Source organism: Streptomyces purpureus, from assembly GCF_014648195.1.
Taxonomy (GTDB): domain Bacteria; phylum Actinomycetota; class Actinomycetes; order Streptomycetales; family Streptomycetaceae; genus Streptomyces; species Streptomyces purpureus.
Map to the genome: position 1 here is coordinate 199026 of NZ_BMQQ01000012.1, position 14249 is coordinate 213274.

General features: G+C 73.5%; 12 protein-coding genes. 1 reads left to right on the forward strand and 11 read right to left on the reverse strand.

From position 1 onward, the window contains the following. The 11 genes from IEZ01_RS17680 to IEZ01_RS17730 all read right to left on the reverse strand — a co-directional run. Positions 1 to 823 (reverse strand): NAD(P)H-binding protein (locus IEZ01_RS17680; protein ID WP_189202516.1); only part of this gene is annotated, 823 nt, incomplete at its 3' end. 200 nt (positions 824 to 1023) lie between these two features. Then, entirely contained in the window at positions 1024 to 1689 is a 666-nt protein-coding gene (locus IEZ01_RS17685; protein WP_019888196.1) for a response regulator, read from the reverse strand. Continuing rightward, positions 1686 to 2975: a sensor histidine kinase gene (locus tag IEZ01_RS17690; RefSeq protein WP_308427201.1), complete on the reverse strand. Its 1290-nt coding sequence runs from the start codon at positions 2973 to 2975 to the stop codon at positions 1686 to 1688. The genes IEZ01_RS17685 and IEZ01_RS17690 overlap by 4 nt, the downstream gene beginning before the upstream one ends. Positions 2976 to 2985: 10 nt before the next feature. Then, on the reverse strand, positions 2986 to 4227 hold the full coding sequence (locus tag IEZ01_RS17695) for an acyltransferase family protein (protein ID WP_189202517.1): 1242 nt from the start codon (positions 4225 to 4227) through the stop codon (positions 2986 to 2988). Next, complete coding sequence (locus IEZ01_RS17700) at positions 4220 to 5164, reverse strand: alpha/beta hydrolase (protein WP_189202518.1); 945 nt, start codon at positions 5162 to 5164, stop codon at positions 4220 to 4222. Before IEZ01_RS17700 ends, IEZ01_RS17695 begins: the two co-directional genes overlap by 8 nt. A 408-nt stretch (positions 5165 to 5572) precedes the next feature. Beyond that, the gene (locus IEZ01_RS17705) at positions 5573 to 6442 is read right to left on the reverse strand and encodes an alpha/beta hydrolase family protein (protein WP_019888191.1); all 870 of its coding nucleotides are present in this window, start codon (positions 6440 to 6442) and stop codon (positions 5573 to 5575) included. Between the two features lie 87 nt (positions 6443 to 6529). Beyond that, entirely contained in the window at positions 6530 to 7753 is a 1224-nt protein-coding gene (kynU, locus tag IEZ01_RS17710; protein ID WP_019888189.1) for a kynureninase, read from the reverse strand. Further along, a complete protein-coding gene (locus tag IEZ01_RS17715; RefSeq protein ID WP_189202520.1) occupies positions 7746 to 8591 on the reverse strand; it encodes a tryptophan 2,3-dioxygenase in 846 nt (281 codons plus the stop codon). Before IEZ01_RS17715 ends, kynU begins: the two co-directional genes overlap by 8 nt. Before the next feature lie 113 nt (positions 8592 to 8704). Further along, entirely contained in the window at positions 8705 to 9496 is a 792-nt protein-coding gene (locus IEZ01_RS17720) for a DUF3152 domain-containing protein (RefSeq protein ID WP_019888185.1), read from the reverse strand. 512 nt (positions 9497 to 10008) lie between these two features. Further along, positions 10009 to 10422: a DUF3151 domain-containing protein gene (locus tag IEZ01_RS17725; protein ID WP_019888179.1), complete on the reverse strand. Its 414-nt coding sequence runs from the start codon at positions 10420 to 10422 to the stop codon at positions 10009 to 10011. 42 nt (positions 10423 to 10464) lie between these two features. Next, the gene (locus IEZ01_RS17730) at positions 10465 to 10812 is read right to left on the reverse strand and encodes a hypothetical protein (protein ID WP_019888177.1); all 348 of its coding nucleotides are present in this window, start codon (positions 10810 to 10812) and stop codon (positions 10465 to 10467) included. Between the two features lie 336 nt (positions 10813 to 11148). On the opposite strand from IEZ01_RS17730, the gene IEZ01_RS17735 reads away from it, so the two are divergent. Then, positions 11149 to 14130 carry a LodA/GoxA family CTQ-dependent oxidase gene (locus IEZ01_RS17735; protein WP_189202522.1) on the forward strand — a complete coding sequence of 994 codons (2982 nt, stop codon included), beginning with the start codon at positions 11149 to 11151 and terminating at the stop codon, positions 14128 to 14130. Positions 14131 to 14249 lie beyond the last annotated feature (119 nt).

Sequence of the window (14249 nt, forward strand, 5' to 3'; positions counted from 1 at the left end):
CGAACGTCCGCGCCGGGCGGCCCGTGACCTTCTCCACCGTCCCGGAGACGGTCCGGCCGACCTCGGGGGTGTTGCCGTACGCCTCCACGAGGAAGCCGATCACGTCCTCGGCCAGGCCCGCCGCCCGCCACTGCGCGAGGGCCTCCTCCTCGGTCAGCTCGACGAGCCGGATCGGGGTGCCGCCGGCCGCGGCCAGGGCGTCGATCTTGTCCTGGAGGGTGAGGACCTCCGGGCCGGTCAGTACGTACTCCTGGCCCGCGTGGCCCTCCTCGGTGAGCGCGACGGCGGCGACCGCGCCGATGTCGCCCTCGTGCACCATGGCGCTGAGCCGGTCGGTGAACGGTTCGCGGACCTCGCCGGTGTCGCGGATGCCGTCGGCCCACTCCCGGGCGTTGCCCATGAACTCGACCGGCATCAGCACGGTCCAGTCCAGGTCGCCGGCGCGTACCGCGTCCTCCAGGAGCGAGGGGCCGCCGCCGTGCAGCACCGTCACCCGGCGCACTCCGGCGCGCCCGGCCAGCTCCAGGATCCGGGGGCCGGTCTCCAGGGGTGCGAAGTACGGGCCGCCGAAGGTGATCAGGTGCAGACCGGTGACGCCCTCCAGGGCCGCGGCGAACGAGTCCGGCTCCGTCAGATCGCCCTCGACCGTCTCGACGCCCTGCGGGACGTCCGCCCGGGCGGCGTCCCGGGTGAGGGCGCGGACCTGGTGGCCACGGGCGAGGAGTTCGGCGACGACCTGGCGGCCGACGGTTCCGGTGGCGCCGGTGACAAGAACGGTCTGGGCGGGGGTGGTGGCGGGGGTGCTGTTCGTCGTGTTCGTCATGGGTCGAAGGTAGGAGGGCTTGCGGTCAGGTTCTGTCCGCGAGTCCGCGACCGCCGAATCGACCGGAGCCACCGGAGCCAGGAGACCGTCGTCCAGGGGCCTGGCCAGGACGCTGCCAGGCCGCACGCAGGGCGGCCCCGCGCCCTCGGAGGGTGCCTCCCAAGCCCCGAAGAGCGCCCCAGGACCGGCGCCCCTCGGCCTCAGTAGCCCGCCGGGCGCACGATGCCCGTCTCGTACGCGTACACCGCCGCCTGCGTACGGTCCCGCAGCCCCAGCTTCACCAGGATCCGGCTCACATGGGTCTTCACCGTCTGTTCGGCCACCACCAGCTCCCGCGCTATCTCGGCGTTCGACAGCCCCTGCGCGACCAGCGACAGGACCTCCGTCTCCCGTTCGGTCAGCGTCCCGACGCGGTCCTTGAGCGGAGCCCGGGGCGGGCCGCTGAGCCGGGAGAACTCGGCTATCAGGCGGCGGGTGATCCCGGGGGAGAGCAGTGCGTCGCCGCCCGCCACCACCCGGACCGCCTCGGCGAGCTGGTCGGCCGAGGCGTCCTTGAGGAGGAAGCCGGAGGCTCCGGCGCGCAGCGCCTCGTACACGTACTCGTCGAGGTCGAAGGTGGTGAGGACGAGGACCCGGATCGCGGGGTCGTCGCCGGTGATGCGCCGGGTCGCCTCGATGCCGCCGAGTTCGGGCATGCGGATGTCCATCAGGACGACGTCCGGCTTCAGCTCGGCGACCCGCGCCACGGCGTCGAGGCCGTCCACGGCCTGGCCGACGACCTCGATGTCCGGCTGCGTGTTGAGCAGGACCGTGAATCCCTGACGGACCATCATCTGATCGTCGGCGATCAGGACCCGGATCGTCATGTCTGCTTCTCCCCGCTGGTGTTCGGTAGGAAGGCGGTCACTTCGTAGCCGCCGTCCGGTGTGGTTCCGGTGGCCAGTTCACCGCCCAGCATGGCCGCCCGTTCGCGCATGCCGAGCAGCCCGTGGCCGGTGCCCGGGCCGGCGGGGGCGGGCTTCGCCGGGGCGGTGTTGGTGATACGGACGCGCAGGCCCGGCGCGGCGTAGCCGAGCTCCACCCGCACCTGGGCGCCGGGCGCGTGCCGGAGCGCGTTGCTGAGCGCCTCCTGCACGATGCGGTACGCCGACAGCTCCACGCCCGGGGCCAGCGCCCGCCGCTCCCCGGACAGCTCGTGAGTGACGGTGAGTCCGGCGGCACGGGCGTTGTCGAGGAGGCTGTCGAGGCGGTCGAGGGTGGGCAGCGGGGCGTGCGGGGCGGCCTCCGCGCCGGTGGGGTCCTCGGAGCGCAGGACGCCGAGGACCCTGCGCAGTTCGGTCAGCGCGTCCAGGGCGTTCTGGCGTATCCCGTCCAGGTTCTCCCGCAGCTCCGGCGGCGGGTCCGCGACCAGGTGCGGGGCGACCTGCGCCTGGATGGAGATCACGGACATGTGGTGGGCGACGACGTCGTGGAGTTCGCGGGCGATCCGGCTGCGCTCCTCCAGGACGGTGCGGCGGGTGCGTTCCTCGGCGGTGAGGACTTCTTGCTCGACGAGCTGGCTCTTGGCCTCGCGGCGGGCGCGCAGGGAGGCCCCGACGACGGTCACGCCGGTGAAGACGATCGCCGAGAGCAGGACGGTCGGCGTGTGCAGGTGGTCGCCGGTGAGCCACTCCAGGAGCGCGCCGAACCCCACGCTGAGCACGACCGCCTGGCCCGCGACCCGGACCGGCCTGCGCAGCGAGAGCAGCAGAAGGACCATCGCGTGGGCGAGCAGGCCGGTGATGAGCCAGGGCCAGGACTCCCCGGGGAGCTGGTAGGTCTTGGCGCCCACGGCGCCCGCCGCGGTCGCCCCCAGCGACAGCCACAGTGCGGGCAGCGGCCGGAACATCGCGAGGACGACCGCGGCGAACTGCGCCGCGGCGACGGCCTCGGGAAGGGCGCCGCCCGAGAAGGAGTAGACCGACGTGAGCAGTCGCGCGTGCGTCAGCCCGAAGTACAGGGCGTAGATCACCACCAGGACATGCGGGAACCGGCGCAGCCAGCGCCGTCCGCCCATGGGCGGCAGCGGATCCCGGCCGGTGTCGCCGAGGTCGGCGCACAGCGCACGCCAGGCCCGGCCCGGCAGGCTCGCGGCGTCGAGGGGTGTCTTCACCGGGAACACCCTAGGCATGACGGGTCCTCCCGACGCGGCCGGTCCCGCTCCCGGCCTCGGGGGCTCCTGAGACCGCGGACTCGGCGGACCCCGGCGCCCCGGCCCGGCGGGGCCGTGGCACCCGGGCCTTGCGGGACCCCGGCGCCCCGGGCCGGCGGGGCCCCGGAGTCTCGTACGTACGGAACACCGCCCAGCACACGGTCAGGGCCAGCGCGAACACCGGCAGACAGACGAGCCTGGCCGCCACCCACGCCGCCCCGTCGGGGACGGTGTGCAGTCCGGTGCGCGGGCCGCCCAGGAGCAGGCCGGTGGCGGTGACCGCCATCAACGCCGTCTGGTGCCACAGGAAGAGGGTCATCGCGGAGAGGTTGAGCAGGGCCGTGGCGGCCCAGAGCGCGGGGCGGCGCATGGCGCGGTGCAGCGGTTCGAGGAGGAGCAGGGCGAGCCCGCACTGCGCGATGCCGAAGCAGACGGCGGCGAGGGTGGGCGGGTTGAGGTTGGAGACCGGGGCGCCGGGCACGCCGACCATGGCCGCGGGGTAGCCGGCCCACAGGACGAGCGCGGCGGTGGCGGCGGCGCCGCCGAGGGTCATCAGCCAGGCGGCGCGCCGGCCGAGCTCGCCGCGCGCCCACAGCGTGCCGAGGGCGTACGGGACCAGCCAGCCCGCGGCGACGTTGACCCAGCCCAGCTCCTCGGGGCCACCGAGACCGAAGCGGATCAGGTCCACGTGCAGCACCACGGCGAACGGCCACAGCGGGCCGATCCGGGCGGCCAGCGGGGTGGCGGCGGTGAGCGTGGCGAAGACCAGCAGGAACCAGAACGGGGAGAGGACGAGCTTGAGGAGGGTGTGCAGCGTCTTGGTGTCGGTGCCGGTCGCCGTCAGCGCCACGGCGGCGACCGTCCACAGACCGAGGAGCGCGGGGACCGGCCGGAACAGCCGGGCGAGCCGCCCGGCCAGCCAGGCGCGATGCCTTGTGCCGCGGGCGAGGGCGGAGGCGTGGCTGCGCGCCGCGACCATGCCCCCGACGAAGAAGAACACGGCCAGCGACTGCAACACCCAGGAGACCGGGGCGAGATACGGCATGTGCTGGAGGGGGCTGGCGGCGCGCAGTGTGCCGCTGTCGGCGACCAGGGCCGTCACCAGCCAGTGGCCGAGGACGACACCGAGGATGGCGAACGCGCGCAGGGCGTCCGCGGCCCGGTCGCGGTCGGGCGGGGTGGCGCGGTCGATGCGGTGTATCAGCTCACGCACGGCCGTCCCCCTTCGCGTCCTTCCGCGCGGGTCCGTTCACGATGCCGGCGATGCTGCGCAGGGCGGTGGAGCCGGGCCGGAGGTAGTCGCTGTGGCCGGCGTCGCCCGCGTCGAAGGGCCGTGCGCCGTAGCCGGGCGAGACGGGGTCCATGCCGTGGCCGACCGCCGTACCGAACAACTCGACGCTCGCGTAGGGCACTTCGGCGATCCAGTCGTCGCTGCCGCGCCCGGCCCACACGCGGGCGGGGGTGGCCAGGGCGGCGGCGGTGTCGACGCCGGTGCCGGGGCTGCCGTAGAGGACGAGGTCGTCGATGCCGAGGCCGGGCGCGGCGCGGCCGCAGACGACGGAGCCGTACGAGTGGCACAGCGCGGCGATCCGCGCACCGGGGTTCATCCGACTCATCTCCCCTACGAAGGAACGGAGTTCGGGGGCAGCGTCGGCGGCGCGGCCGGGGGTGAGAACGGTGGTGCCGATCGTGGCGGGGGTGTCGTAGCCGAGCCAGGAGACGACCGCCGCGTCCGGGCCGAGCTCGTGGTGGAGGGCGCGGGCGCCCTTGGCGAACCGCTCGTAGGTGTCGAGGGTGGTGTCGCTGCCGGGGACGAGGACGGCGATGCGGATGGCGCGGGTGAGGTCGCCGTGGACCTCCACGGCGCGGCCGGTACCCCGCGCGTCGAAGGTGAGCAGCCGGCGGCCGGGGTCGGCGAGGGCCCGCAGGCGCGTGGCCCGCTTGTGGTCGCCGTGGGCGTCGGCCATGCGGGCGGCCTCGACGGCGTTGTCCCGGTTGGCGGCGTACCGCGCCTCGGGTCCGGCGGCCGTGTCGATGGCGGCGGGGCGGGGCGCGGGAACCCGCGGCACCGTCGCGCCGCACAGCGGCACGGCCACGGCGGCGGTGACGAGCAGGGCGAGGAAGGAGCGGCGGAACCGGCTGCTGTTCATGCCCCGACGCTATGAATCGGCCCTTGTCACCGGCATCACGCTGGAGAGGACACCTCGGGTGTAGCTCTCAGGTATGACGGGTATGCCGTGTCACCCCTGGCTGTCGCCTTGCGGGTGTACGGGGCGGGCTGGGGCCCGGACCTGCGGGCTGCCCAGGCGGGTTGATCCACCGGATGCGAGGCATGGGCGACCCGGGCGAGCCGTCCTGCCGGGATTACCGAGCCTGAGGGCGCGAACTGGCAGACGTACCGGCCGGGTTGATCCACCGGACCCCGCGAGAGCGACTCGGCGGGCGGGCCCAGCAGCGGCCTCGTGAGCTCACCGGGCGGGGGCGCCAACCACCAGCCCGGCCGGCGGACCCGGGGGCGGCCCCGTGAGCTCACTGGCCGCGGGCGCCAACCACCTTGCTCACCATGCCAGTTGGGCGATCTCCTCCGCGACCACCGCGCACGCGTCGGCCGCCGGGTCGATCAGCGGGAAGTGGCCCACGTCCTCCAGGAGCGTGAGGCCGACCGTCTCGCCCGACAGGGCCGCCGCCTCGACGTACGCGTCGGCGACCGCCTGGGGAACGACCACGTCCTCGCGGCCCTGGACGAGGGTCGTGGCGATTCCGGTGGGCAGCAGCGACGCCGGATCGACGGAACGCACCCGCGCGTCGAACTCCTCCTTGCCGCCCAGGAGTTGGATGACTGCCCCGCCGCACACGCCGAGTTCCACGGCGCGTTCGAAGTGGGCGATGGGGGCCAGGGCGACCACACCGCGCAGCGCGGGCGGCGCCGGGAGGCGCCAGGGCGAGCCGACGGGCAGGACGTGCCGGGCCGCGGCCCACAGGGCGAGATGGCCGCCCGCCGAGTGGCCGGTGAGCACGATCCGGCGCGGGTCGGCCTGCGGCAGATGCCGCGCGGCCAGCTCGGGCACCGCGTCCAGCGCGGCGGCCACGTCGTCGAAGGTCTCCGGCCAGCGCCCGGCGACCGGGTCGGTGCCGCGCGGCCGGGGGATCTCGCCGCCGCGGCGGTACTCGACGTTGGCGACGGCGAATCCGCGCCGCGCCAGGAAGTCCGTGAACGGTGTCAGATGGAGCCGGTCGTAGGGCGCCCGCCACGCCCCGCCGTGCAGGGTGATGACCAGCGGCGCCCGCTGCTGGCCGCCCCTGGGGGCGTAGAAGTCGACGACTTGGTCGGGGTGTTCGCCGTACGCGGCGGTGACGTCCGGGGCGACTGCCGGGTGCGAGAAGGCCGATGCTTCTTCGGCGGCGTCGCGCGCGGCGGGGTCGAGCATGCTGTTCCCACCTCTCGGTGACCTGGCCGGTCTGGCCTGACCTGCGGGGACCGTATCAGGACCACGGCCCCGCAGATCAGGCGATGATCAGACCGCCGTGGCCTGCCCGGGGACGTCCGTGAGGACCTCCGCGAGCACCCGGGCCGCCCGCTCGGTGTCGGCGAAGCCGACGTAGAGCGGGGTGAAGCCGAACCGCAGCACGTCGGGGCGGCGCAGATCGCCGACCACGCCCCGGGCGATCAGCGTCTCCATGACCTGCGGCGCCTCGGCGCAGCGCAGCGCGACCTGGCTGCCGCGCTCCTCGTGCGCCTCGGGGGTGAGGGAGGTGACGCGGCCCTCGGGGGCGTAGGCCCGTACGCACTCCAGGAAGAAGTCCGTCAGGGCGAGCGACTTCGCCCGTACGGCGTCCATGGAGACGCCGTCCCACACGTCGAGGGCGGACTCCAGAGCGAGCATCGACAGGATGTCGGGGGTGCCGACCCTGCCGCGGGTGGCCCCGTCCGCCGCCGTGTAGCCGGGGGTCATCGCGAACGGATCGCGGTGACCGGTCCAGCCCGGCAGCGGGGAGTCGAAGCCCGCCTGGTGGCGCTCGGCGACGTAGAGGTAGGCCGGGGCGCCGGGGCCGCCGTTCAGGTACTTGTACGTGCAGCCGACGGCGAGGTCCACGCCGTGCGCGTCGAGGCCGACCGGCAGGGCGCCCGCGCTGTGGCACAGGTCCCACACGGCGAGCGCGCCGGCCGCCTGCACGGCGGCGGTGATGCCGGGCAGGTCGTGGAGCCGGCCGGTGCGGAAGTCGACGTGGTTGACGAGGGCGGCGGCGGTGCGCGGTCCGACCGCGGCCGGGACGTCGCCGGGCGCGAGGGGGACGAGCCGCTTGCCGGTCATCCGGGCCGCGGACTCGGCGATGTACCCGTCGGTGGGGAACGTCGTCGCGTCGACCAGGATCTCGTCGCGGTCCTCCCCGGCGAGCCGGGCGGCCGCGACGACGGCCTTGAAGACGTTGACGCTGGTCGAGTCACCCACGACGACCTGCCCGGGGGCGGCCCCGACCAGCGGGGCTATCCGCTCGCCGATCCGCTCGGGCGCGGTCCACCAGCCGCTCTCGTCCCAGGAGCGGATGCGCAGCTCGCCCCATTCACGGGTGATGACGTCGGCCAGCCGGCCGGCGACGTGGCGCGGCAGAGCGCCGAGCGAGTTCCCGTCCAGGTACACGGCCTCGTCCAGGGCGAACAGCTCGCGCTGCTTGGCCAGTTCGTCCTGGGCGTCGAGCGCGGCGGCCTTCTCGCGGAGGGAGGCGTACGGCTCAGACATGGCTGCGCGCCGTCCACAGCTCGGGGAAGACGTTCTTGCGGGCCCGCTTCTCCAGCCAGGCCACGCCCGCCGAGCCGCCCGTGCCGGTCTTGGAGCCCATGGCCCGCCGGGTCGCGACGAGGTGGTCGTTGCGCCAGCGCCAGACGAGCTCGCCGATGTCGGTCAACGCCTCGCCGAGGCGGACGAGTTCGCCGTTCTGGTCCTGGTCCGCGTAGATCCCGGCCCAGGTCTCCTCGATCACCGGCGACGGCTCGTACTTCTGCGACAGGTCGCGGTCGAGCACGTCCTGCGGTATGGGCAGCCCGCGCCGGGCGAGCAGCCGCAGCACCTCGTCGTAGAGGCTCGGCTGGTACAGCGCCTTCTCCAGCTCGGCGTGGACGCGCGGGGCGGCCTTGTGCGGCACGAGCATGGACGCGGACTTCTCGCCGAGCAGGAACTCCATGCGGCGGTACATCGCCGACTGGAAGCCGGAGCCCTCGCCGAGCGCGCTGCGGTAGGCGTTGAACTGCGCCGGGGTGAGCTGGGAGAGCGGCCGCCAGGAGTGGTTCAGGGCCTCCAGCTCCCGTACGGAGCGCTTGAGCGCGTCCATCGCCACCGGCAGCCGGTCCTCGCGCAGGGCGCGGCTCGCGGTCTCCCACTCGTGGACGATGACGGTGAACCACAGCTCCATCACCTGGGTGGTGACCAGGAAGACCATCTCTCCGGGGTCGTCGGAGAGGGGATGCTGGAGGTGGGTGAGGACGTCGGCCTGGACATAGTCCTCGTACGGCGTCGTGCCCGCGAAGTCGAGGTTCGGGTCGACCGAACCGGCTCCGGAGGCATCGGGGATCGTCGACATTTCTGTCTCCTCGATACGAACTACCGGGTAGCGGTCCGCTCCTTCCGTTCGGCGATGGAGCCCCGGTCCCCTCGGGGCCGCGCGCTGCGTCGCGTGCGGTCCCCTCCGCATCATTACACGATCGGACCCGAGATGTAGCTGCCATCTTCGTCATACGGATATGCATTCGAACGGCAGCCGTTCAGACCCTTGATCTGCTGCATCATGACGGGCGCGAGCTTGCCCGGTCCCGGGCAGCCCATGTGCTGCCGGATGCCGATCTCGTGCCCGACCTCGTGGTTGATGATCAGGTGGCGGTACTCGGCGGGCGACCCGGCGAAGGTCGGGGAGCCCAGCATCCAGCGCCTGAGGTTGACCACGACACCCTGGGTGGTCTCGCAGTTCAGCTCGCCCCGCGTGTTGAGGCCCTGGGCCAGGCAGAGCTTGTCGGCGGTCTTGGGGGTGGCGATCCGTATGACGAAATCGGCGTTCTCGGATACCAGCTGGAAGCGGGCCCGGCCGTGCGCGGCCCAGCCGCGCGGGTGGGCCAGGATGGCCTGGATCTCCTCGGCGGCCTGGCGCGCGGAGACGTCGGCGCCGTCCTCGACCTGGACGCGGTAGCGCCGCAGCGTCCCGGAGCCGACGGCGCCGCCGGACGCCTGGGCGGTGGTGAAGGTCCCGGACCCGGAGGCGGGCACGTCCTTCTCGTCGGGCTTCTCGTCCTTCTTGTCCTTGTTGGCCGGCGCCGATGAGGACGGGGAGGTCTTCGGCTTCGCGGAGGCCGTGACCTTCGGCTTGGGCGGGACGGCGGGTTCCGGCGTGACGGCGGGCGGCGCGGCCGCCTGCCCGGCGCGGTCGTCCTTGCGGTTGTCGATGCCGTCGTCGTGCCACAGGGCGAGGGCGGCGCCGCTGCCGACGATGAGCACCCCGAGCCCGGCGACGAGGAGGGTTATCGGCGCGAGCGAGCGGCGGCTTCGGCTCCTGCTGCCGTTTCTACCACCGTTTCTGCCGCTGTCGCTGCTTCTGCCGTTGCTTCTGCTGGTGCTGCTGCTTCTGCTGGTACTGCTGGTGTTGCCACGGCGGCGGCCATGGCCACCACCGCGTCCTTTGGGTGCGGCGCCGCGCTTGCCCAAGACAGACTTCTCCCCTGTGTCAGCCGGGTGGGGGAGAGGTGTGGGGCCTCTGCGCCGGCAGATGGTCGAACGGTCCGGGCGATCGTACCGGCCTTGATCGAACACCCTCGAACGCGCCAGGTCCCACGGCGTGGCGGAAAGGGGCACCGGCCCCGCGGCAACTCCCCGCACCCGGAAGGGAGATCGGCCCGAACGCGCCGCCGCCCGGGCCGTCAGGGGCCCGGGCGGCGGCAGCGGTCGGCCGAACGTCACGGCCGTGGTCGGACGAGCGTGTCGAACGCGTCGGCCGAGCGTGTCGACCGGTGTCAGCCGAGCGTTTCGGCCGCGGTCTGCGAGGAGTCCCGCAGGAAGGTCGAGCAGCGCTCGTACTCCTCCTTCTCGCCGATCGCCTGGGCGGCGCGGGCGAGGGCGTGCAGGGCGCGCAGGAAGCCGCGGTTGGGCTCGTGCTCCCACGGGACGGGCCCGTGGCCCTTCCAGCCGTTGCGGCGCAGCGCGTCCAGACCGCGGTGGTAACCGGTACGGGCGTACGCGTACGACTCGACGACCCGACCGGCCTCGAACGCCTGGTCCGCGAGCTGGGCCCAGGCCAGCGAGGAGGTCGGGTACTGCGCGGCGACCTCGTCGGGCGCGGTGCCGGCCGCGAGCAGCTCACGCGGCTCGGGCTCGTCGGGCAGACGGGTGGGGGGCGGTCCCCCCAGCAGGTTCTCGTGGATGGCCATGGGGTCAGTCTGCCCGACGGGGCGGCGAGGCGGGCGGGCGGCTCAGATGGGGCACTCGATGTGGATGTCGATGTCCACGTCCCCCGTGTGGATGCTGATGTCGATGGAGGACTCCCGGTCCGTCGGGATGATGGAGATCGGTATGCCGTCGGCCAGCCCCTGGCTGATCAGCGCCTTCCACCGGAAGGCCTGCTCGGAATCCGATGTGACCTCCACCAGCTGGTCACGCTGCTTGTCGGTGAGCGCGAAGTACTCGTCCCCGAACGCCAGGACGCCGTCGCTCTGGACGATCCCGATCGCCCTGCGCCGCTCCTGCTCGTCCTGCTTCAGCCGCTGGATCAGCTCCTCGAAGGTCTGAGGGTTGAGCGCGGGCTTGGTGTACGTGGCCATGGTGTCTCCTCGGAAGCCCATGGAGAGGTGGTCGGGCGCACGGCGGTACGTCGGTACGTCGGCGTACGTCGGACGCGACGGAGAAACCGGTGCGGGGAAGCCGTGCGGGGAAGTCGGCACTGCGGACTCCAGGCCCGGTGATGCCCGAATCTTCCTTCTTGCCCCTGTTTCACCGTACGCGCAACTCGCCTGCCCCGCATGGCGGAAGCCGCGCCCCGAGCCCCCTCACTCCCCTGGGCCCGGCGGACTGGCGGCCCGCGCGGCAGCCCCCGGACAGTGGCGGAAGAGACAGCCCGCCAGGAGAGACAGCCCCGCCGTCCCGGAAGGCCCGCCCCCATGTCCGGACCCATGGAACCCCTGCCCGACTGCGCCGAGGACCCCGCCCGCGCGCTGCGCGCCATGTTCGTGGACCTCGTGCAGGGCAGGCGGATCGCGCAGGGGCAGGATCCCGCGCTGCGGCCCGTCTTCCTCAAGGCCCACGGCTCCGCCCGGGGCGTCCTCACCGTCGACGCCGACCTGCCCGAGGAGCTGCGCGTCGGCTTCCTGGAGGCGGCCAGGGCCCAGGGCGGGCTGACCGCCTGGGTGCGGTTCTCCAGCGACACCGTGCCCTCCCGGTCCGACCTGCGCACCACCCTCGGCATCGGGATCAAGCTGTTCGGGGTTCCCGGAGCCAAGCTCCTGACGGACGAGAGCGAGGCGGACACCCAGGACCTGCTGCTCCAGAACCACGACGTGTTCTTCGTCGACACCGCCCGCGACATGTGCGAATTCACCCGGGCCGGGGTGGTCGACAACACCCTCCAGGCTTATCTGGACAGCCATCCGGTCACCAGGATGGTCCTCCAGGACATGGCCAAGGCCGAGAAGAGCACGCTGACGGCGACGTACTGGAGCGTGCTTCCGTACGGCTTCGGGGACGAGCGGCACGTCAAATACAAGCTGGTCCCCGCGGGCTGCGCGGACGGCGATCCGCAGGCCGTGCCGCCCGACGAGGACCCGTCCTTCTTCCGCGGCGACCTGCGGCACCGGCTGGCCGCCGGGGAGGCGGCCTTCGACCTGTTCCTGCAGCTCCGCACCGACCCGGACGGCATGCCTCTGGACCGGGCCACGGTCCGCTGGGAGGAGACGGCGAGCGCGCCGGTGCGGGTGGCCCGGCTGACCCTGCATCAGCAGAACACGGAGGCCCGCGGCCAGGCGGCGTACGGCGAGAACCTCGCCTTCAACCCCTGGCACTCCCTGCCCGAGCACCGCCCGGCCGGGAGCATCGCCAAGGCCCGCCGCGGCGTGTACCTCGCCTCGGCCGCCCGGCGGCGCGACGCCAACGGCGTCCCCGCGACCGAGCCCGGCCCCGCCCGGCCGGTCTCCACCGAGCCGCCCGGCCGCGACACCCGGATCGTCCGAGCCGCCATCCACCCGGCGATCGGCGTGGCCCGGGTCGGCGACAGCGCGGAGGGGTTCTTCCTCGCCCCCGAGGTCGACGACGCGCCCGCCGAGGCGTCCTACAAGGACGCGACCGGGGCCCTGAAACGGCAGGCGGTCCGCTTCCGGGTGTACGGCTTCAACGCGGCCGGAGAGCCGGTCGCCGAGCTGACCGCGGACAACGCCGACCTGCGGTGGACCGTGCACGTGGCGAACAAGAAGGCCGCCTGGTATCAATTCCAGCTCGCCCTGGACATCCCCGAGGCCGCCCAGGCCCCGGAGAGCCGACTGCGCAACGCCACCGTCCGGCCCCGCGGCAAGCTGGTCATCGACCCCCGCCCCCGGTCGGTGCGCGGCCGCGACCGGGCCGGACTGCCCGAGCTGCGGTTCGACACCGGCACGTTCATGGGCACCCCCGTCTACCTGGGCGAGCTGCGTACCGACCGAGCCGGCCGGCTCCTCTTCCTCGGCGGCCGGGGCAAGGCGGCCTCGGTGGACAACCGCCCCGCCACCGACTACGCCAACAACGACGGCTGGCACGACGACATCGCCGACGGGCCGGTGCGGGCCGAGGTCCGGATCGACGGCCGGACCATCCCCGTCGAGCCCGCCTGGGTCGTCGTCGCGCCCCCCGACTACGCGCCCGGACTCAAGTCCGTCCGCACGCTTTACGACCTGCTCCGCGACACCTATGTGACGGCCGGGCTGCTGCCGCGCCCGCAGCGGGTCTCCTTCACCCACGACGTCCTGCCGGTGCTGAGGCGGCTGTGCGACCTCCAGTGGGTCAACCACGGAATCGCCGTCCAGTTCGGGCACGGCGGCCGCGACCATCTGCTGGCGCCCGAGCGGCTCACCCGGCTGGCGAGCAAGGACCCCGTCCACAAGGAGCTGCGGCGCCAGGTCTGGGCATCGCTGCGGCACCTCGACCGCGACGGCATGTCCCCCGTGCCCTGGCCCTCGGTGTACGGCGACGCCATCAACCTGCCGCCGGTCTCCCCGCGCCAGCACCTCGCCCTCTCGCCGCTCCAGTACGACCTGCTGTGGCGCTGGATGAACGGGGAGTTCGTCGAGGACTTCGATCCGGCCGCCACGCCGGTGACCAGGCTCGAGGACGTTCCCCTCGCCGAGCGCCCCGCGACGCTCGACCGGGCCGCGCTGTCGTTCTGCCTCGCCGACGCCTTCCACCCCGGCTGCGAACTCACCTGGCCGATGCGGCACGCCACGCTGTACTCGGCGCCGTTCCGGATCAAGCACCGGGATCCGGACCTGCCCGACCAGAGCTACGGGCGAGTCCTCACGCCCCAGGCCGCACTCGCGGTCGACGGCCCGCTGTACGCGCAGGGTCCCGGCCACCTCACCCGGTGGATGGCCGTCCCCTGGCACACCGACACGGCGAGCTGCCGCTCCGGCTACGACGTGGGGTTCGGGCCCCGATACGACCCGTACCTGCCGACGTTCTGGCCGGCCAAGGTGCCCAACCACGTCCTCGCCGAGGCGGACTACGCGATCGCGATGGACCCCGCGCGCCCTGCGGAGGAGCGCCGGCTCGCCTTCGAGCGCAGGTCGGTGTGGCTGCGCTGGCTTCCCACCGGCTACGAGACCCAGATCAACGAGATGGTCCGGGACTTCGGCAGGCTCGGCATCGTCGAACGCCGTCCCGGCCCGCAGGACGACCCCGCGCTCCCGGAGACCATGCTGGTGGAGTCCGAGGTGACCTTCGCTCCCGAGCCGGCACCGCCCCGCGAACGCAACCTGATCACCGTGCACGTGCCCGAGGCCGTGGATCCAGAGGTACGGGCCGACGCGGTGGCCGCGGCCGTGGCGATGGCCGAGCCGCCCGACGAGGAGGTCTCGGCCGGCTTCATCAACAAGATCACCCACCTGTCGGGCAACCGGTGACGGCCGGCTGGGACGCGATCGCCGCGGCCGCCGGGCCGGCCGGCTCAGTCGCGGGCGGCACCCGGCCGACGAACTGGAACCCCGCCGCGGCCGACACCCGGCCGGCCCGCTCAGTCGCG